Annotated in this window: 13 protein-coding genes; 6 read left to right on the forward strand and 7 right to left on the reverse strand. The window is 72.6% G+C overall.

The window, feature by feature from the left end; translation table 11 throughout:
- Positions 1 to 2: 2 nt before the first annotated feature.
- Complete coding sequence (locus ACZ6W9_RS12515; protein WP_389955865.1) at positions 3 to 1,331, reverse strand: extracellular solute-binding protein; 1,329 nt, start codon at positions 1,329 to 1,331, stop codon at positions 3 to 5.
- A 204-nt stretch (positions 1,332 to 1,535) separates the two neighbouring features.
- Here ACZ6W9_RS12515 and ACZ6W9_RS12520 point away from each other — a divergent pair, with 204 nt between their 5' ends.
- Entirely contained in the window at positions 1,536 to 2,900 is a 1,365-nt protein-coding gene (locus tag ACZ6W9_RS12520; protein WP_470117721.1) for an ROK family protein, read from the forward strand.
- 177 nt (positions 2,901 to 3,077) lie between these two features.
- Here the strand turns inward: ACZ6W9_RS12520 and ACZ6W9_RS12525 are convergent, their stop codons facing one another.
- A complete protein-coding gene (locus tag ACZ6W9_RS12525; RefSeq protein WP_470117920.1) occupies positions 3,078 to 7,928 on the reverse strand; it encodes an Lhr family helicase in 4,851 nt (1,616 codons plus the stop codon).
- 210 nt (positions 7,929 to 8,138) lie between these two features.
- Here ACZ6W9_RS12525 and ACZ6W9_RS12530 point away from each other — a divergent pair, with 210 nt between their 5' ends.
- The 5 genes from ACZ6W9_RS12530 to rny all read left to right on the forward strand — a co-directional run bounded on the left by ACZ6W9_RS12530 (position 8,139) and on the right by rny (position 14,058).
- Positions 8,139 to 9,476 carry a pyridoxal phosphate-dependent decarboxylase family protein gene (locus ACZ6W9_RS12530; RefSeq protein ID WP_389955860.1) on the forward strand — a complete coding sequence of 446 codons (1,338 nt, stop codon included), beginning with the start codon at positions 8,139 to 8,141 and terminating at the stop codon, positions 9,474 to 9,476.
- Positions 9,477 to 9,671: 195 nt separating this feature from the next.
- Entirely contained in the window at positions 9,672 to 9,866 is a 195-nt protein-coding gene (locus tag ACZ6W9_RS12535) for a DUF3046 domain-containing protein (protein ID WP_362928251.1), read from the forward strand.
- 346 nt (positions 9,867 to 10,212) lie between these two features.
- Entirely contained in the window at positions 10,213 to 11,301 is a 1,089-nt protein-coding gene (recA, locus tag ACZ6W9_RS12540; RefSeq protein ID WP_470117724.1) for a recombinase RecA, read from the forward strand.
- Between the two features lie 14 nt (positions 11,302 to 11,315).
- The gene (gene recX, locus ACZ6W9_RS12545) at positions 11,316 to 12,062 is read left to right on the forward strand and encodes a recombination regulator RecX (protein ID WP_470117725.1); all 747 of its coding nucleotides are present in this window, start codon (positions 11,316 to 11,318) and stop codon (positions 12,060 to 12,062) included.
- Between the two features lie 385 nt (positions 12,063 to 12,447).
- The gene (rny, locus tag ACZ6W9_RS12550; RefSeq protein WP_389955855.1) at positions 12,448 to 14,058 is read left to right on the forward strand and encodes a ribonuclease Y; all 1,611 of its coding nucleotides are present in this window, start codon (positions 12,448 to 12,450) and stop codon (positions 14,056 to 14,058) included.
- Between the two features lie 192 nt (positions 14,059 to 14,250).
- On the opposite strand, the gene ACZ6W9_RS12555 is transcribed toward rny, so the two are convergent.
- From ACZ6W9_RS12555 to ACZ6W9_RS12575, 5 genes are all read right to left on the reverse strand, one after another.
- Positions 14,251 to 16,131: a S9 family peptidase gene (locus ACZ6W9_RS12555; RefSeq protein ID WP_470117727.1), complete on the reverse strand. Its 1,881-nt coding sequence runs from the start codon at positions 16,129 to 16,131 to the stop codon at positions 14,251 to 14,253.
- 117 nt (positions 16,132 to 16,248) lie between these two features.
- Positions 16,249 to 17,142, reverse strand: a complete 894-nt coding sequence (locus ACZ6W9_RS12560) for an amino acid ABC transporter permease (protein WP_389955849.1) — start codon at positions 17,140 to 17,142, stop codon at positions 16,249 to 16,251.
- Positions 17,139 to 17,807, reverse strand: coding sequence for an amino acid ABC transporter permease (locus ACZ6W9_RS12565; protein WP_362928263.1), 669 nt, complete (start codon positions 17,805 to 17,807; stop codon positions 17,139 to 17,141). Before ACZ6W9_RS12565 ends, ACZ6W9_RS12560 begins: the two co-directional genes overlap by 4 nt.
- A gap of 81 nt (positions 17,808 to 17,888) precedes the next feature.
- Positions 17,889 to 18,770, reverse strand: coding sequence for a glutamate ABC transporter substrate-binding protein (locus tag ACZ6W9_RS12570; protein ID WP_362928265.1), 882 nt, complete (start codon positions 18,768 to 18,770; stop codon positions 17,889 to 17,891).
- 48 nt (positions 18,771 to 18,818) lie between these two features.
- Positions 18,819 to 19,574 carry an amino acid ABC transporter ATP-binding protein gene (locus tag ACZ6W9_RS12575; RefSeq protein ID WP_389955845.1) on the reverse strand — a complete coding sequence of 252 codons (756 nt, stop codon included), beginning with the start codon at positions 19,572 to 19,574 and terminating at the stop codon, positions 18,819 to 18,821.
- Positions 19,575 to 19,686 lie beyond the last annotated feature (112 nt).

Genomic DNA, 19,686 nt, shown 5'->3' on the forward strand with positions numbered 1-19,686 from the left:
GGCTACTGGTTCAGGATCTCTTCGAGTTCCCCGTTGGCCTTGGCCAGGGCGTCGTCGGCGGTGGCCTTGCCCTCGATGACCGACCGGGCGGCGTTCTGCAGCACGGCCTTGGTCTCGTTGGCCTCGGTCCAGTTGGGGTCGGCGGGGAACGCCTTGGCCTTGGCGAAGGCGGCGGCGAACGGGGCCTGCGCCGGGTCGTCCTTCAGCTTCGCGAGGGCCTCGGGATAGATCGGCAGCAGACCGCCGTCGGCGGCGTAGCGGCCGGCCCACTCCTTGTTCGTGGCCAGCCTGAGGTAGTCGGCCGCCAGGTCCTTGTTCTTCGCGCCGTCCCAGACGGCGATGTCGTTGCCGCCGAAGAAGGACGGGGCCTCACCGCCGGACTTGGCGGGAAGCGGGAAGAAGCCCAGCTTGTCGCCCTTCAGCTTGCCCTTGCTGTCCTCCTCGATGCCCGGCAGGTCCCAGCCGGCGGTCAGGTACATGCCGACCTTGTCGTTGGCGAACCGCTTGCGGATGTCCACCGTGTTCTGCGTGAGGCGCGACTTGCCGGACAGGCCGTCGGTGACCAGGCTCGTGTAGGTGGCGAAGCCGTTCTTGAACGTGGGGTCGGTCAGCTTGCCGACCCACTTGTCGCCCTCCTTGACGGCGTACTCGCCGCCCTCGGACCAGGCGAACGCGGCGAGCAGGTGGTTGGCGTCGGAGCCGCCGTTGAAGGCGAAGCCGTCGACGTCCTTGCCCTTCTTGGCCTGGATCTTCTTGGCCGCGGCGACGACCTCGTCCCAGGTCTTCGGCACCTCGATGCCGAGGTCCGCGAACCAGTCCTTGCGGTAGAGCACCGCGCGGGAGCCCGCGCCCCACGGGATGGCGTAGACCTCGCCGTCGATGGTCTCCAGGCCGAGGAGGTTCTTCGGGATCCCCGCCTGGTCGCCGGACTTCACGATCTCGCTGACCGGGGACAGCGCCTCCTGGCTCTGCCAGAGCGGCACCTGGTCGTTGCCGATCTCGGTGACGTCCGGGCCGGCGCCGCCCGCGGCGGCGGCGGTGAACTTGTCGTTCACCTGGGGCCAGGGGATCCACTCAAGGTTGACCTTGGCGCCGGACTCCTTCTCGAAGGCCGCGTTCAGCTCGTCCATGTACTTCTGGGCGGCCGGGTTGCTGTCGCCGAGCCGCCACACGGTGAGCGTCTGGCCGGCGTACTTGGGGCCGGAGGCGGCCGGCGCCGACGCCCCGGAGGTGGCGGCGCCATCGGACGAATCAGAGCCGCCGCACGCGGCCAGTCCCAGCGCGAGGGCTGCGGTGGCGGCCGTCGTGGTGGCGATTCTCGCGAACTTCACTGGAGTTCTCCCTTTCCGGCATTTCAACGGGGGTGACGCTCTTCGGGCTGTCGGCTCGGGTCCCCGCGACCCGAGCTCGCTCCGGGCGGAGTGGGCGTCCTGTAGCCCGCGGGACTGTCGCCTGCGGGCCGGCCATGGTTAAACTAACAATAAACTTTCTTAAAAGAAACGATCGTTAGCGGATCGTGACGGGGGGAGCCGACCTTGCCCAGACGCCCGGGAACACCCCGGCTGCTGCGCCAGCTCAACGACCGGGCGGCGCTGGAACTGCTGCTGTCCGGCGGGCCGCTGACCCGGGCCGAGCTGGGAGAGCGGACCGGCCTGTCCAAGGTCACCGCGGGGCAGCTGCTGGCCCGCCTGGAGGAACTCGAACTCGTCACGGTGGTCGGCGAGCAGGCGGGCGGGCGCGGCCCCAACGCGGCCCTCTACGGCCTCGTGCCGTCGTGCGCGTACGCCGCCGGGCTGGACGTCCAGCCGGACCGCGTCAGCGCGGCGGTGGCCGACATCACCGGCGAGACCGTCGCCGAGGTGTCGGTGGACCCCAACGGTCACGACGACCCGGTCCGCCTCGTCTGCGACGCCGTCGAGGCGGTCTGCGCGTCGGGCGGCATCACCCGCTCCCGGCTGCGCGCCTTCGTGATCGGCACCCGCGGCGTCGTCGATCCGGGCACCGGCGACGTCCGCTTCTCCTTCGACCTGCCGTCCTGGCACGTGGGCGTGCTCGCCGGGCTCCGCGACGCCCTCGACGTCCCCGTGCGGATAGAGAACGACGTCAACCTCGCCGCGCTCGCCGAACACGCCCACGGCGCCGCCTCGGGCCTGGACGACTTCGTGCTCGTCTGGTCCGGGGTCGGACAGGGACTCGGGGTGATGCTCGGCGGGCGGCTGCACCGGGGCTTCACCGGCGGCGCGGGCGAGATCGGCTGGCTCCCGGTGCCGGGGGAACCGCTCCCCACGGACGTGCACGAGCCGCAGTCCGGCTCCTTCCAGCGCCTGGTCGGCGGGGACGCCGTGCGCGGCCTGGCCGGCGCGCACGGCATAGGTCTCGGCCTTGACCTCGGCGTCGGTGTCGGCGTCGGCTCCCGCCCGGCCGGCGCGTACGGCACCGCCTCCGGCCCCGCATCGATCTCCGGGCCGGTCGCAGGGCCGGTTTCAGGGCGCGTCCCAAGGGCCGGGATCGGCGGCGTCGGCGGTGTCGGCGCGTGGGGTTCCGCGAACGGCTCGCATGAGGTCGCTCTCTCCGACGTGTCCGCGTCTCTGGGCGACCACGTCCGCGCGGCCGTCGAGGAGGGGGCGGAGGACTTCCTCGTCGAGCTGGCCAGCCGGCTGGCGGTCGGCGTGGCGGCGGTATCGGTGGTGCTGGACCCCGGCCTGGTCGTGCTCAGCGGCGACGTCGGCCGGGCAGGCGGCTCCACGCTGGCGGCCAGGGTCGAGGAGGCCGTGGCCAGGATCTGCCCGAGCCGGCCGCGGGTCGTGGTCTCGCGGGTCGAGGGCAACCCCGTGCTGCGCGGGGCCCTGGTCTCGGCCCTCGGCCAGGCCCGCGAGCAGGTCTTCTCCGAAACCGTCTGACCGGCCCCGGCCCCGGCCCCGGCCCCGGCCCCCTGGTCCCGGCCCGGCCCCGGCTCCGTTCCGGGGCCGCAAGCGGGTGTTCCCAGGACGGCCCGGCGGGTTCCACCGACGTGAAGCCCGAATCCGAGACCATGGCCGGTGCCGCGTGCCCTCGGGGCCGTACGACGGTCGCCGCGGTCAGGCCCGCAGGCGCAGACCGCGCGGGGTCGGGTGGAACCCGGCGGCCTCCAGCGCGCCGGCCAGGGGGGAGTCGCCGATGGCCGAACCGTCCGCGCGCTCCACGGTCAGCTTGCCGAGGGCGCCGTCGCGTACGGCCAGAGCCAGCGCGTCCACGGCGGGCCGCAGTCGCTCGCCGTCGGTGAAGGACAGCAGGGTCTTGCCGCCGCGCTCGACGTAGAGCACCAGGTGCCCGTCGACGAGCACCACCAGGGAACCCGCCTTGCGGCCCGGCTTGTGGGACACCTCCCCGGGATGGGCGGGCCACGGCAGGGCGGCGCCGTACGGGTTGGCGGGGTCGGCGGCGGCCAGCACCACCGCCCGCGGCGTGTCCGCCGCGGGCTTCCGGGTGCTCCAGAGGTCGGGGGCCGGTTCGACGGGCCGGGGCGGCTCCGCCGCGGCGCGCATGCGGTCCACGGCACCCGGCAGGGCGAACTGCGCCCCGCCCAGACCTTCGACGAAGTAGCCCCGGCGGCAGCGGCCGCTCTCCTCGAACGCGCGCAGGACCTGGTAGACGGCGGCGAACCCGCCGGGCAGCCGCTCGGCGGCCACCGCGCCCCGGGTCACCACGCCGTGCCGTTCCAGCAGCGTCTCGGCCTGGGCGTGCGCCCGCTGGGTGGCGTCCCCCGCGGGCTCGGGTAGCAACCACCAGCGCCCGCTCACGGTCGGCGGGCCGCTGCGGCTCGGCAGCACCGGCCGCCGCCTGCGGGTGGTGGCCGGGCGGTGCGCCGGGCGGCCGGTGCCGAGCGTGGCGCGCAGCGGCGCCAGCGTGTCACCGGTGATCCGGCCCGCCCACACGAGGTCCCACACCGCGGCCGCGAGCACCGTGTCGTCCGGGGGCGGACCGGACGCGAGGAGCGCGCCGGCGCGGACGCCCAGCTCGCGGAAGAACAGCGCGCCTCCGCCGCCGAGGGCGGACAGGACCGCCTCGTGCAGCGGGGTCATGCTGATCTCCAGCGGCTCGGGCATCAGCAGGGGCGCGGTGTCGGCGAAGTACAGCGCCACCCAGCCGTCCGCGCCCGGCAGCGAACCCTGCCCGGCCCAGACGACCTCGCCCGAGGAGGTCAGCTCGTCCAGCAGCGACGGGTCGTACCCCGGCACCCGGGAGGGCAGGACCAGCGTCTCCAGCGCGGAGGCGGGCACCGCCGCGCCCTGGAGCTGCTCGATCGCGCCCACCAGCGCGTCGATCGGCGGCCTGCCCTTCCGGGAGGCGCCGGTGACGCCGTGCCAGGCGGGGGCGAAGGCCGCGAGCGTCTCGGGGGAGACCGGCTCGACCTCCTTGCGGAGCCGGGCCAGCGACCTGCGGCGCAGCAGCCGCAGCACCCCGGCGTCGCACCACTCCTCGCCCCGGCCACCGGGCCGGAACTCCCCGCTCACCACCCGGCCCGTCGCGGCCAGGCGGCGCAGCGCGTCGGTGACGACCGCCTGCCCCAGGCCGAACCGCACCGCGGCCGTCGCCGCCGCGAACGGGGCGCGGGTGCGGGCGTGCCGGGCGACCAGGTCGCCCAGCGGGTCGTCCACCGGCTCCAGGAACGCCTGCGGCACGCCGACCGGCAGCGGCACGCCGAGCGCGTCGCGCAGCCGGGAGGCGTCCTCGATCGCCGCCCACCGCTCCTGACCGGCGATCCGTACCCTGATCGCCCGCCTGGACTCCTCCAGGCCGGTCAGCCACGCCGGGTCGCCCTCGCGCAGGCTGACGTCCTCGGCGAGCAGCGGACCGTGCGAGCGCAGCAGGTCGGCGAGGTCCTCGGCGTCGCGCAGCGGCCGGTCGAGCCGTGCCAGCTCGCGCTCGGTGTCGGCGATGACGTCGGGGTCGAGCAGCTCGCGCAGGTCGGCCTGACCCAGCAGCTCGGCCAGCAGGGTCGTGTCCAGCGCCAGCGCCTGGGCACGGCGCTCGGCCAGCGGGGCGTCGCCCTCGTACATGAACGCGCCGACGTAGTTGAACAGCAGCGACGCGGCGAACGGCGACGCCTGCGAGGTCTCCACCTCGACCAGCCGCACCCGCCGCGCCGCGATGTCGCGCATGAGCCGGACCAGGCCCGGCACGTCGAAGACGTCCTGCAGGCACTCGCGCATCGTCTCCAGCACGACCGGGAACGAGCCGTAGCGGCTCGCCACGGCCAGCAGGTGCGAGGCCCGCTGCCGCTGCTGCCACAGCGGGGTGCGTCTGCCGGGCGTGCGGCGCGGCAGCAGCAGGGACCGCCCCGCGCACTCCCGGAAGCGCGCGGCGAACAGCGCCGAGCCGCCGAGCTCCTCGGTGACGATCCGCTCGATCTCCTCGGCGTCGAAGACCGCGACGTCGGACGGGGGGTCGGAGAGCGTGTCCGGGATGCGCAGCACGATCCCGTCGTCGGAGTGGATCGCCTGGACGTCGACGCCGTAACGCTCGCGCAGCCGCCGCCCGATCGCCAGGGCCCACGGCGCGTGCACCCGCGCGCCGTACGGCGAGTGCAGCACGACGCGCCAGTCGCCCAGCTCGTCGTGGAACCGCTCGACCACCAGCGTCCGGTCGTCGGGGACGTATCCCGTGGCCTCCCGCTGCTCGGCGAGGTAGGACAGCAGGTTGGCCGCGGCGAACCCGTCGAACCCGGCCGCCCGGATCCGCTCCGCCGCGCCGTCCCCGGAGGCGGACACCTCGCGGAGGAAGGCGCCGATCGCCCGGCCCAGCTCGGCCGGGCGCCCCGCGCTGTCGCCGTGCCAGAACGGCAGCTTGCCCGGTCGGCCGGGCGCGGGGGAGACCAGGACCCGGTCGGCAGTGATGTCCTCGATCCGCCAGGACGTCGCGCCCAGCACGAACACGTCGCCCACCCGCGACTCGTAGACCATCTCCTCGTCCAGCTCGCCCACCCGCGAGGACTTCTCCCCGGCCAGGAAGACGCCGAACAGCCCCCGGTCGGGGATCGTGCCGCCGTTGGTCACGGCCAGCCGCTGGGCCCCGGGCCTGCCCCGCAGGACACCCGTGACGCGGTCCCAGACGATCCGCGGGCGCAGCTCGGCGAACTCCTCGCTCGGATAGCGCCCGGCGAGCATGTCGAGCGCCGCCTCCAGGGCGCCGCGGGGCAGCGTGCGGTACGGCGCGGCCCGCCGTACCAGGGTCTCCAGGTCGTCCACCGTCCACTCGTCGAGCGCGGTCATCGCCACGATCTGCTGGGCGAGCACGTCGAGCGGGTTACGGGGACAGCGCAGCTCCTCGATCTCCCCGGCGCGCATCCGCTCGGCCACCACGGCCGTCTGCACCAGGTCACCGCGGTACTTGGGGAAGATCACGCCACGGGAGACCGCCCCCACCCGGTGACCGGCCCGGCCGATCCGCTGCAGGCCGCTGGAGACGCTCGGCGGCGACTCCACGCAGGCGACCAGGTCGACCGCGCCCATGTCGATGCCGAGCTCCAGGCTGGAGGTCGCGACGACGGCGGGCAGCCGCCCGGACTTGAGGGCGTCCTCGATCGCCGCGCGCTCCTGCTTCGACACCGACCCGTGATGGGCCCGGACGATCTCCGGGATCACGCCCCTGGACGCGCCCGCCTGCGCCATCATCTCCGCCGGGGTGGCGGACGAGGCCGTCGGCGGCGTGGAGGCGACGCCCGGCGTGGGGCCGGCCGGGGCGGAGCCGGGCGGGGTGGGGAACCCGTCGGCCCAGTGGACGGGCTCCGCAGGGGTCCCCTTCCAGGGCGTTCCGTCGTCCCCGCCGTCCCCGGCGGCGTCGGCGTCCCCGGTGCCGGGCCGTCGTTCCCAGGCCAGCTCGTTGAGCCGGGTGCAGAGCCGTTCGGCCAGCCTGCGGGAGTTGGCGAACACGATCGTCGAGCGGTGGGCGCCGATCAGGTCGAACAGCCGCTCCTCGACGTGCGGCCAGATGGACCGCCGGGTGGGCGGCTCGGTGAGCCAGCGGTCGTCGCCGAGGTCGCCGTCACCGGGAGCACCGTCACCCAGAGCGCCGTGGCCGGGAGCGCCGCCGTCACCGGACGGCGACCGCGGCGGGGCGGAGTCGAGCTCGGTCATGTCCTCGACGGGGACGACGACCTCGATCTCGATCTCCTTCTCCGAGGGGGGCTGCACCACGACGGCCGGACGGGGACCGCCGAGGAACTCGGCGACCTCGCTCACCGGGCGCACGGTCGCCGACAGCCCGACGCGCTGCGCGGGGGCGGGCAGGAGGGCGTCGAGCCGCTCCAGGCTGAGGGCCAGGTGGGCGCCGCGCTTGGTGCCCGCCACCGCGTGCACCTCGTCGACGATGACCGTCTCCACCCCGCGCAACGCCTCGCGGGCCTGGCTGGTCAGCAGCAGGAACAGCGACTCGGGGGTCGTGATGAGGATGTCGGCGGGCCTGGCCGCGAACCGGCGCCGCTCCTCCGGCGAGGTGTCGCCCGACCGGATCGCCACGGAGATCTCCGGCACCGGCAGTCCGAGCCGCCGGGCGGTCTGCCGCAGCCCGGTCAGCGGCGCCCGGAGGTTGCGCTCGACGTCGACCGCCAGCGCCTTGAGCGGCGACACGTAGAGCACCCGGCAGCGCCGGGCGGCCTCGCCGTCCTCTCCGGCGCGCCCGCGGGGACCGCCGGAGCCGCGAGGGTCCCGCCGGTCGCCGGACTTCCGGACGACCCGCTCGGTCCCGCCGGACGGGGCGGAGCCGGGCCCGCCGTCCGCCCCGGAGACAGCGGCCGTCTCCGCCGCCTCCGCCGCGCGCTCGGCGGCCAGCCGGTCGAGCGACCACAGGAACGCCGCCAGCGTCTTGCCGGAGCCGGTGGGCGCGACGACGAGGGTGTTGTCCCCGCGGGCGATCGAGGCCCACGCCCCCTCCTGGGCGGCGGTGGGCATGGCGAAGGCGCCGGCGAACCATTCCCTGGTCACCGGGCTGAAGTGGTCGAGCGCTGAGCCGGTCACGGATCCATACTGCCCTTCGCCACCGACAGAACCGTCCGCCCGCGGGACGTCACACGGTGCGGGGGGATATCGACAGAATCTACCTTGAACATGATCTGAGGTCCTTGTTATCCGTTTTAAACCTTTTATCCGCATAATTCTCGCGTGCACAGTTACGACGAGCGGCTGACGGACCTGGTCTTCTCCTACATGAAGGAGCGGCTCTCACTCGACCCCGTCCCCCTCGACAACCCCGGCGTGAAGGACAAACTCGACGCGGCCCTCGCCGGGCTCATCACGCCCGGCGGCACCGACGCCGGAAAGGTCCTGGACGTCTACGCGACCCAGCTGGCCCCGGCGGTCATCTCCGCCGACAGTCCCCGCTTCCTGTCGTTCATCCCGGCCGCCCCCACCAAGGCCGCCCTGCTGTTCGACATGGTGGTCTCCTGCGCGTCGCTGCAGGGCATCTCCTGGCTGGAGGCCTCCGGCGCGATCGCCGCGGAGAACCAGGTGCTCAGGCTGATCGCCGACAGGGCCGGCATGCCGGCCGGCGCGGGCGGCTGCTTCGTCTCCGGCGGCTCGGCCGCCAACCTGTCCGCGCTCGTCGTGGCCAGGGACACCGCCCGGCACCGCCGCCCCGGGGGCCGCCTGCGCGTCGCCGTCAGCGACCAGGCGCACTCCTCCGTCTCCAACACGCTGCGGATCATCGGCGTGGACGCCCTCGTCGTGCCGTCCGCCGACCACCGCCTCACCGGAGAGGCGCTGCGCGCGGCCCTGGCGGCCGACCCCGACCCCTCCGACGTGATCGCCGTCGTGGCCACCTGCGGAACCACCAACGCCGGGATCATCGACGACCTCGCCGGGGTCTCGGAGGTCGCCCGCGAGCGCGGCATGTGGTTCCACGTGGACGGCGCGTACGGCGGCGCGGGGCTGTTCGCGCCCTCCGTGCGCCACCGCTACGAGGGGATCGAGCACGCCGACTCCTTCGTCGTCGACCCGCACAAGTGGCTGTTCGCGCCCTTCGACTGCGCGGCCCTGCTCTACCGCGAGCCCCGCCTGGCCCGCGCCGTGCACACCCAGGACGCCTCCTATCTCGATGTCCTGCACGTGGAGGGCGACGAGTGGAACCCCACCGACTACGCCTATCACCTGACCAGGCGCGCCCGCGGCCTGCCGCTCTGGTTCTCCCTCGCGGTCAACGGCACCGACGCCTACACCGAGGCCGTCGAGAGGGGGCTGTGGCTGGCCCGCGAGACCGCCGCGCTGATCGGCCGCACCGGACACCTGGAGCTGATCCGCGAGCCCGAACTGTCGGCGGTGCTCTTCCGCCGCGCCGGCTGGACCGGGCGGGACTACTACGAGTGGTCCGAGCGGCTGCTCGCCGGGCAGGTCGGGTTCGTCACGCCGACCGGATGGGAGGGCGAGACGGTCGGAAGGTTCGCGTTCCTGCATCCCGGCACGACGATGGAAATCGTGGAGGAGATCATCGCCACGACGGCGTGACCGCGGCCCGGGGTGGCCCGCTGCGGGCCCACCCCGGGCCCGCCGTCGGGCTCACTGCTGGGTCCACCGTGGGCCCGCGGCGCAGGTCCCGGGTCCGTCCCGGCCCGTCCCGGCCCGTGCCGGGCGGCGTGGCCGCCCGGCGGACACCGGGCGCGTCCGGTCATGAGCACCGCGGGGAGGGGTCAGACTGGAGGCATGCGCCTGTCGGATTTCTGGAACCGGATGAGACTCCACTTCGGTGACGCCTACGCCGAGTCGTGGGCCCGCGACTACGTCATCGCCGGCCTGGACGGCAGGACGGTGAACCAGGCGCTGGCGGACGGCATCGCCGCCAAGGACGTCTGGCGGGCCGTGTGCGGGGTGTCCGACGTCGCCGCCGCCCTGCGCTGAGCGCCGGCGCGCGCCGATCCGCCGTCCGCACCGTCCCGCCGGTCCATGCCGCGCGGCCGATCCGCCATGCCGTCGTCCGCGACATCCCGTCGTCCACGCCGACCCGCCGTGCGCGCCGATCCGCCGTCCCGCCGGTCCGTGCCGTGCGGCCGGCCCGTGCCATGCGGTCCATCCGTCCCGCGACGCGGGGCGCCGGGGACGGATGGGAGCGTCGAGCCTCCGTCGAACAATCGTTCGGCTATATTGGACACGCCGCCACCGATGGCGTGCTCTTCCAGAAAATGTCGGTCGCACCCCGTAGCTTTCTGGCAACCGATTCATCCCGTGACCCTCCAGGGGGGCTCCCATGGCAGCTAACGACCGCGAGAAGGCGCTCGAGACCGCTCTCGCCCAGATCGAGCGGCAGTTCGGCAAGGGCTCCGTCATGCGTCTCGGCGACGAGGCGCGGGCGCCCATCGAAGTGATCCCGACCAGCTCCATCGCACTCGACGTCGCTCTCGGCATCGGCGGGTTCCCGCGCGGCCGCATCATCGAGATCTACGGTCCCGAGTCCTCGGGTAAGACCACGGTCGCCCTGCACGCGGTGGCCAACGCCCAGAAGGGCGGCGGCATCGCGGCGTTCATCGACGCCGAGCACGCCCTCGACCCGGATTACGCGAAGAAGCTGGGCGTCGACACCGACGCGCTCCTCGTCTCCCAGCCCGACACCGGTGAGCAGGCGCTGGAGATCGCCGACATGCTGATCCGGTCCGGCGCGGTCGACCTGCTGGTCATCGACTCGGTCGCGGCCCTGGTGCCCAAGGCCGAGATCGAGGGCGAGATGGGCGACAGCCACGTCGGTCTCCAGGCGCGCCTGATGTCCCAGGCCCTGCGCAAGATCGCCGGCGCGCTCAACAGCAGCGGCACCACGGCGATCTTCATCAACCAGCTCCGCGAGAAGATCGGCGTCATGTTCGGCTCGCCCGAGACCACGACCGGTGGAAAGGCGCTGAAGTTCTACGCCTCGGTCCGTCTCGACATCCGCCGCATCGAGACGCTCAAGGACGGCACGGAGGCGGTCGGCAACCGCACCCGGGTGAAGGTCGTCAAGAACAAGATGGCCCCGCCCTTCCGCGTGGCCGACTTCGACATCCTCTACGGCGTCGGCATCTCCCGTGAGGGCGGTCTGATCGACATGGGTGTCGAGCACGGCTTCGTCCGCAAGTCCGGCGCCTGGTACACCTACGAGGGCGACCAGCTGGGCCAGGGCAAGGAGAACGCCCGCAACTTCCTGCGGAACCACCCGGACATGGCCAACGAGATCGAGAAGAAGATCAAGGAGAAGCTCGGCATCGGCCCGCGCCTCGACAGCCCGGCCACCCCGCCGCCCGCCGCTTCCGCTCCCGCCGCGTCCGGCCGGGGTTCCAAGGCGACCCCCAAGCCGGGTGACGCCTGATCCGGGACCGGCCGATGACGACGGGACCTGACTCGACGACAGGACCGACGGGATCCGACTCCGGTCCGGCCGGCCAGGCCGGGCCGCGGGACTGGGGCGCCTGGCCCGACGTGCCCGAGCCCTCGGGTTCCTCCCGGAAGGGGGGAAGACGCGAGGGCCGGCGCGGAGGGAGGCGTTCCCGGAGCGCCCTCGACGGGCGTCTCCCGGACGGGCCGGTCGAGGGCTCCCCGGCGAGCCAGGGCCCCGACGCCGACCCGCAGGCGGTGGCTCGCGCCATCTGCCTGCGGTTGCTGACCATGGGGCCGCGCACCCGGGCGCAACTCGCCGAGGCGTTGCGCAAGCGCGACGTGCCCGACGAGGCGGCCGAGGCCGTGCTCGAACGGTTCTCCGAGGTCGGGCTCATCGATGACGAGGCGTTCGCCGCCGCCTGGGTGAGCTCGCGCCACACCGGGCGGGGGCTGGCCCGCAGGGCGCTCGCCTCGGAGCTCCGGCACCGCGGGGTCGACGAGGACACGGTGAAGGAGGCCGTGGAGCAGCTCGACCCCGAGCAGGAGGAGGAGACCGCTCGCAGGCTGGTGGCGCGCAAGCTCTCCGCCACCCGGGGGCTGGACCGTGCCGTCCGGACCCGCAGGCTGGCGGGCATGCTCGCCCGCAAGGGGTACGGTCCGGGGCTGGCGTTCCGCGTGGTCCGCGAAGCCCTGGAGAACGAGGAGCCGGAAGGCGCCGCGTTCGCCGACGACCTCGACCACCCCTTCGACTGACGCGCTTCCCGGCCCGAAGGTCGGAGCGCCGCGGACGATTCCGGTAGCACTCCGGTCCGGGCGTCGCCTCCGCGATGCCGCTCCGGAACGCCGCCTTCGCGATGCCGGCCGGTTCGTAGTGCGCCTTTGCTTGCCCGTTACCTGTTTGACGCTTAGCCTCGACGACAGTGAGGAGTTACTCCGCGCAGTGCGGATTGTCATAACGGTTGATTACGGGCGAACAAAGCGGCGGATGAGGGCGGACGACGCGCCGGCGTGATCAGCCGGTGTGGAGTGGACCCTCGGTCGGCACCTGCCGTGGTGACGACACCGCCTGACTTCTCCGTGCCGTGCGCGTGACCCCTCGCATGCTTGATATCCGCGACGCGAGGAGGGCGGGGCGCGCATGGATCCGATTGTGGTCGTCATACTGACCGGGGCCGTCGCGGTTCTTTCGGTGGTGACGATAGTCGCGTTGATCGTGTTGCTGCGCCGTACCGGCGGCGGGCCGATAGGCCCTTCTCCCGCGCAGCTGGCCGAGGTCCAGACCGAGCTGGAGGCCGCCCGGCGGGAGGCCGCCGACATCCGGGCCAAGGCGGAGAGCGACGCGGGGGAGATCCTGCGCAGGTCCGAGCTGGCCGTCGAGGCCGCCGCGGAGCTGCGCAAGGAGGCCGAGGCGGAGAGCCGGGGCCTGAAGTACGAGATCAAGGAGCTCCGCTCGGACCTGGAGCGGCGGGAGAACCGGCTGGCCGAGCGGGAGCAGCGCCTGGACGAGGAGGCGAGACGCCAGGCCGAGCGGGCCCGCAAGCTCGCCGAGACCGAGACCGAGCTGGCCGCCCGCCGGGAGGAGCTCGACCGCGTCGCCGATGAGCGCAGGGCCGTTCTGGAGCGGGTCGCCGGTCTCACCGGTGACGAGGCCAAGACCGAGCTGGTGCGCGAGATCGAGAACCAGGCCAAGCGCGAGGCCGCCCTGATCGTCCGGCAGATCGAGAGCGACGCCCGCAAGGAGGGCGAGAAGCGCGCCACCAAGATCGTCACACTGGCGGTCCAGCGGGTGGCCACCGAGCAGACCGCCGAGTCCGTCGTCAGCGTCCTGCACCTGCCGGGCGACGAGATGAAGGGCCGCATCATCGGCCGCGAGGGCCGCAACATCCGCGCCTTCGAGACGACGACCGGGGTCAACCTCATCATCGACGACACGCCCGAGGCGGTCCTCCTGTCGTGCTTCGACCCGGTCCGCCGTGAGACCGCCCGGCTGACGCTGGAGAAGCTCGTGCTCGACGGGCGCATCCATCCCCAGCGGATCGAGGAGGCGCACGAGCGCAGCAGGGCGGAGGTCAGGGAGCTGTGCGTGCGGGCCGGTGAGGACGCCCTGGTGGAGCTGGGCCTCACCGACATGCACCCGGAGCTGGTCACCCTGCTCGGCCAGCTCCGCTACCGCACCTCCTACGGCCAGAACGTGCTGGGCCATCTCATCGAGTCGGCCCACATCGCCGGGATCATGGCCGCCGAGCTCCGGCTCGACCCGACGCTGCTCAAGCGCTGCACCGTCCTGCACGACATCGGCAAGGCCCTCACCCACGAGGTCGAGGGCAGCCACGCGCTCATCGGTGCGGAGATCGCCAGGAGATACGGCGAGCACGAGGACGTCGTCCACGCCATCGAGGCCCATCACAACGAGGTGGAGGTCAAGACCGTCGAGGCGGTGCTGACCCAGGCGGCCGACGCCATCAGCGGCGGCCGGCCGGGCGCCCGGCGCGAGTCGCTGGAGGCGTACGTCAAGCGGCTGGAGCGGCTGGAGGAGATCGCCACCTCCTATGACGGCGTCGAGAAGGTCTTCGCCATGCAGGCCGGCCGGGAGGTCCGCGTCATGGTGAAACCCGACGGTGTGGACGACATCCAGGCCCAGGTGATCGCCCGCGACGTGGCCAAGCAGGTGGAGGAGGAGCTCACCTACCCGGGGCAGATCCGCATCACGGTCGTGCGGGAGTCCCGCGCCACCGAGTTCGCCCGCTGAACCCGCCCGACCCGCCTGTCCCGTCTGCCAGGTCTGCCAGGTCTGCCAGGTCTGTCCGCCTGGCCCGTCCGGTCCGCCCTGCCGCCCGTACGGTTCCGGCCGGTCCGTGCCCTCCGGCCCACCGGATGCCCTCTCCGGGGGCGGGACCCGTGGCCGGTCCGTGGGACGGCCGGGACGGACCGGGCCGGGCTCTCAGCCGCGGAAGATCTGCTGGTAGAAGGCGAGCTCGGTGGCCAGGGCCGCGCTGCGGGTCTCCACGCGGCGGAAACCGTGGGCCTCGCCCTCGAAGGTCATGTAGGTGCACGGGACACCGCGCTCGGCGAGCGCGTCGGCGAACGCCTGCGACTGGGCGGGCGGCACAACCGGGTCGGAGAGCCCCTGCAGGAGCAGCATCGGGCAGCTCACCCCGGCGACCCGGGCGAGCGGTTCGCGGGAGCCGTACAGGACGGGGTCCTCCGGGCCGACCAGCCACTCGACGTAGCGGGACTCGAAGTCGTGGGTGGCGGCGACGAGCGGGCCGAGCGCGCTCACCCCGTAGTAGGAGACGCCGCCGGCGAACGCGTCGGAGGCGCAGCAGGCCGCCATGACGGTCCAGCCGCCCGCGCTGCCGCCCCGGATCGCGATCCGCGCGGGATCGGCCAGACCCTGAGCCGCCAGCCACCCGGCGGCGGCGACCACGTCCTCGACGTCCACCACCCCCCACTCGCCGTGCAGCCGGTCGCGGTAGGCGCGGCCGTACCCGGTGGAGCCGCCGTAGTTGACGTCGAGCACGCCGATGCCCCGGCTGGTGAAGAACGCCTTCCACAGGTCGGGCTCGCTCGTGCTGTGCGAGGTGGGGCCGCCGTGGACGGACACGATGTAGGGAGGGGGGCCCTCCCCGCGGCAACGCGGGTTCGACGGCGGGTGGACGAACGCGTGCACCGCCCGGCCGGACCGGCCCTCGATCTCCACGCTCCGTGCGGCCGGGAGGTAGGCGCTCTCCGGAGGCTCCTCGGTGTCGTGCCGGAGCTCCTCGGTGCGTCCGGACGGCAGGTCCAGGCGCACGAGCGAGCGGGGCGTCGCAGGGCCGTAGCCGATCCCGACGAGTGAGCGCCCGTCGCGGTCGAGGACCGGGGCCCAGCCGGAGTAGGGCACGTCCAGGTCGGTCAGCGTGCCGCCGGCCGGGTCGAGGACGCCCAGCCGCAGGTCTCCCCGCCCGTGCAGGACCGCGATCCGCCCGTCGTCCAGCACGGCGTAGGGGTGGGCGCCGAGCTGCCACAGCGGTCCGGCGAACTCCTCCTCCGCCGGGTGGAGCGCCTCCGGGGCGGCGCCGTCCAGTGCGACCCGGTAGAGGTTCCACCAGCCCGACCGGTCGGAGACGAGGTACAGGGCGCGGTCGCCGCACCAGCGGGGGGCCAGAACCGACTCGGCGGGCCCGCCGCAGAGCGTTCGTGAACGGCCGTCGGCCAGGCGGGTGATCCGCAGCTCTGTACCGTTCCACGGCATGCGCGGGTGGTCCCAGCAGATGTAGGCCAGGTGCTCTCCGTCGGGGGAGAGCTCCGGGTAGGCGTAGAAGTCGCTCCCGCCGACGTGCTCGCGCGGTTCGGCGGAGCCGTCCAGCGGGACGGAGACGATCGAACGGCTCACCCGCCCGTCGTCGTGGTGCCGCTCCCGGACGCACCAGACCCGGCCGTCGCGGACGCTCATGTCCGCGTAGCGGAGCCCCGCGTCCCGGCCGGGCTCCGGCGTGATCGGCCGGGGCGCGCCGCCCGGGAGCAGCAGGTGAAGACGCTGGTCGGCGAGATTGGCGAACACCACGCCGCCGCCCGGGACGACCGCGTAGGCGCGCCCGCCGTACTCGTGGACACGGGTACGGGCGTTCCACGGCGAGGCCAGCAGCTCGTGGAGCGTGCCGTCGGGGTCGCGCCGCATGATCGTGGTCCGTCCGCCCTCGGCGGGGCGGTCCTCGGTCCACCACACCTGCTCGCCGGACACCGTCGGATACGCCGGGCGCAGCCCGGACCGGGCCACCTCGGCGGTGGACACCGGCGAAGGCCAGGCGGCGTACGGCAGGACGGCCTGCTCGGGGGACATGAGGTCATCCTGCCCGATAACCCGGCGCGTGTCGCCGGTATGACACGCGCCATGGCCGCACCGGAACAGGTCCGGCCGCCCGCACGGGACGGCGGGCGGCCGGAAGGGGATCGCGGCTCAGACGGGAGTGGCACCGCTGCCGACGGCCACGCCGACCGCACCCGGCGGCTCGATCGGCCCGGCCGCGGACTTGCGGCTGCGGCGGCTGCGCCGCTCCAGCCAGGTGGCCACGGCGCTGAGCGTCATGTTCAGGCCCACGTAGATGATCCCGATGACGATGGCGGCCGGGATCAGCGACCCGAAGTTGACCGCAGGGATGATCTTGAAGCCCATGTTCAGCAGGTCGACGTAGGCGATGATGTAACCGAGGGCGGTGTCCTTGAGCAGCACCACGAGCTGGCTCACGATCGCCGGCATCATCGCGGTGACGGCCTGGGGGAGCAGGATCAGCCGCATGACCCCGCCCTTGCGCAGCCCGATCGCGTAGGCGGCCTCCGACTGTCCCTTGGGGACGGCGCGGATGCCCGCCCGGACGATCTCGGCCAGCACCGACCCGTTGTACAGGGTCAGACCCGTCACCAGCGCGATCAGCGTGTAGTCGCCGCCGCCGAACGCACTGGGCGCCAGGTAGAAGATGAAGAAGATCAGCAGCAACAGCGGGATCGCCCGGAAGACCTCGACGACCACGCCGGCGGGCACCCGGAGCCACGCGTGGTCCGACAGCCTGGCCAGGCCGAAGATCGCGCCGAAGACCAGTGCGAGGATCGCGGCGAGACCCGCCGCCTTCAGCGTGCCGAGCAGGCCGGGGATGATGTAGACGGTCCAGGTGTCGAGCCGGACGAACGGCTCCCAGATCTGCCCGTCCCACTGGCCCTTGGCGTCGAACCTGGCGTAGACGACGTAGAGGACGGCGACCACGGCGACCGCCGCCACCAGCGTCAGGACGTTGTTGCGCAGCCGCGCGCGGGGTCCCGGCGTGTCGAACAGGACCGACGCCTCGGATCGGCTCATCGGGCCACCGCCAGACGGTTGGCGAGCCAGCCGGTGAGGAAGCCGATCGGCAGGGTGACCACCATGAACGCGATGACGAGCCCGATGAAGATGGGGATCGACACGCCGGTCTCGTCGAAGGTGTCCTTCATGACGAACGCTGACTCCGCCAGGTAACCGGCCGCCACCGCGACCGTGGTGTTCTTGATCATTGCGATCATCACGCTGCCCAGCGGGGCGATGACCACGCGGAACGCCTGCGGAAGGATGATCATCCTCAGTGACTGGAAGAACGTCAGCCCGATCGCGCGGGCCGCCTCCGCCTGCCCCAGCGGCACCGTGTTGATCCCCGAGCGCAGCGCCTCGCAGACGAACGTCGCCGTGTAGGCCGACAGGCCCAGCGTCACCAGCCAGAACCCGTTGCTGCTCGGCTCGTCCGAGAAGGTGAGCCCCAGGGTGTCGCTGAGGCCCAGCGCGGAGAACGCCAGGACCAGTGTGAGCGGGGTGTTCCGCACGATGTTGACGTAGGTGGTGCCGACGGCCCGCAGGACCGGGACCGGCGCGACCCGCATCGACACCAGGATCGTGCCCAGGATCAGGGACAGGACAGCGCAGACCAGGGAGAGCTGCACGTTCTTCAGGAAGCCCGCCAGCAGGTCCGGCGCGTATTTGATCAGATCGTCCATCGTGCTCCATCGGGGGACGGCAGCGGCCGGTGGCCCGAGGTCGGGTCACCGGCCGCCGCTCCTACGAGACCGGTCGTGGCGTCAGGCGCAGGGCTCGAACTTCGGCGCCTCGGTGGGCAGCTCCAGACCCTGGGTCTTGCCGAACCACTTGTCCAGCAGCTGCTTGGCCGTGCCGTCCTGGTACATCTTGGTGATGGCCGTGTTGATGGCCTCGCAGGTCTTGGTGTCGCCCTTCTTCAGGCCGACGCCGTACTTCTCGTCGGTGAACGGCTGGCCGAGGACCTTGAACTTGTCGGGCGCCTGCGCGGCGAACCCGGCGAGGATCAGGTTGTCGGTGGTGACGGCGTCCAGGTTGCTGCCCTGGAGCTTGGCCACGCACTCGGAGTAGGTCGCCGCGCCGACGAGCTGGGCGTCCAGGTCGAGCTCACCCTCCGGCGGCGGGTCGGTGATCCGCTTGTAGGAGTTGGAGCCGGCCACCTGGCAGATCCGCTTGCCCGCGAGGTCCGTCGGCTTGGTGACCTTGGTGTCGTCGGCGCGGACCATGACGTCCTGGTGGGCGACGATGTACGGCCCGCCGAAGGTCACCTTCGGCTTGCGGCTGTCGGTGATGGAGTAGGTCGCCACGATCATGTCCACCGTGCCGTTGGCGAGGAACGCCTCACGGTTGGAGGAGGCGGACTCCTTCCACGTGATGTCCACGTCCTGGCCGCCGCCCAGCTCCTTGACGATGTACTTGGCGACGTCGACGTCGAACCCCTCCGGCTCGGCGCCCTTCTTCAGGCCCATGCCCGGCTGGTCCCACTTGGTGCCGACGACGATCTTCTTGGCGCCCTTGACCTTGTCCACGACCGTCGAGTAGGCGGCGCTGCCGCCGTCCCCGCCGTCGTCGCCCCCGCAGGCGGCCAGACCCAGAGTGAGCGCGCCGACGGCCGCCAGCGCCGCACCGGCACGTAGTAGTCGCATGTTTTCGTTACCCCTTTTTCCTGGAAATGTGCAGCCGGCCCGAGAGCCTCAGTGGGTGAGGATCTTGGAGAGGAAGTCCTTGGCGCGATCGGTCCGGGGAGCGGTGAAGAACTCGTCGGGGGTGTTCTCCTCGACGATCTGCCCGTCGGCCATGAACACCACCCGGTCGGCCGCGCGGCGGGCGAAGCCCATCTCGTGCGTCACGACCGCCATCGTCATGCCTTCGGCGGCGAGCCCCACCATGACGTCGAGCACCTCCTGGACCATCTCCGGGTCCAGCGCGGACGTCGGCTCGTCGAAGAGGATCATCTTCGGGTCCATGGCCAGGGCCCGGGCGATGGCCACCCGCTGCTGCTGGCCGCCGGAGAGCTGGGCGGGGTACTTCGACGCCTGCGCGCCGATCCCGACCCGGTCCAGCAGCTCCATGCCCCGGCGCTCGGCCTCGGCCCTGGCGGTGCCCCTCACCTTGATCGGCCCCAGTGTGACGTTCTCGAGGATCGTCTTGTGCGCGAACAGGTTGAAGGACTGGAACACCATGCCGACCTCCGACCGGAGCCGGGCCAGGGCCTTGCCCTCGGCCGCGAGCGGCTGCCCGTCGAAGGTGATCGTCCCTCCGTCGATGGTCTCCAGCCGGTTGATCGCCCGACACAGGGTCGACTTGCCGCTGCCCGAGGGGCCGATGACGACCACGACCTCGCCGCGGGAGATGGTCAGGTTGATGTCGCGCAGGACGTGCAGGCTGCCGAAATGCTTGTTCACGTCCTTGAGCACGACAAGAGGAGTCGCGTCCCCGTTCTCCGTCATGGAGCACAACGTAAAGCCGTGAAGGGCACCTCGGGCTAACCCTGCGGTACCGATCAGGTCACGACCTGGAGATATGCGATGAAATAGGGATGAATTCGTGTCAGAGCCGCTC

The sequence above is a fragment of the Streptosporangium sp. NPDC053982 genome (assembly GCF_055585205.1).

Bases quoted from the DNA above. Each gene is read 5' to 3' on its own strand.
- ACZ6W9_RS12525 (WP_470117920.1), bottom strand. From the start codon at position 7,928: ATGCCCACCGCCGCCCAGGAGGGGGCGTGGGCCTCGATCGCCCGCGGG.
- recA (WP_470117724.1), top strand. From the start codon at position 10,213: ATGGCAGCTAACGACCGCGAGAAGGCGCTCGAGACCGCTCTCGCCCAG.
- ACZ6W9_RS12575 (WP_389955845.1), bottom strand. From the start codon at position 19,574: ATGACGGAGAACGGGGACGCGACTCCTCTTGTCGTGCTCAAGGACGTG.
- ACZ6W9_RS12565 (WP_362928263.1), bottom strand. From the start codon at position 17,807: ATGGACGATCTGATCAAATACGCGCCGGACCTGCTGGCGGGCTTCCTG.
- recX (WP_470117725.1), top strand. From the start codon at position 11,316: ATGACGACGGGACCTGACTCGACGACAGGACCGACGGGATCCGACTCC.
- ACZ6W9_RS12560 (WP_389955849.1), bottom strand. From the start codon at position 17,142: ATGAGCCGATCCGAGGCGTCGGTCCTGTTCGACACGCCGGGACCCCGC.
- rny (WP_389955855.1), top strand. From the start codon at position 12,448: ATGGATCCGATTGTGGTCGTCATACTGACCGGGGCCGTCGCGGTTCTT.
- ACZ6W9_RS12555 (WP_470117727.1), bottom strand. From the start codon at position 16,131: ATGTCCCCCGAGCAGGCCGTCCTGCCGTACGCCGCCTGGCCTTCGCCG.
- ACZ6W9_RS12535 (WP_362928251.1), top strand. From the start codon at position 9,672: ATGCGCCTGTCGGATTTCTGGAACCGGATGAGACTCCACTTCGGTGAC.
- ACZ6W9_RS12570 (WP_362928265.1), bottom strand. From the start codon at position 18,770: ATGCGACTACTACGTGCCGGTGCGGCGCTGGCGGCCGTCGGCGCGCTC.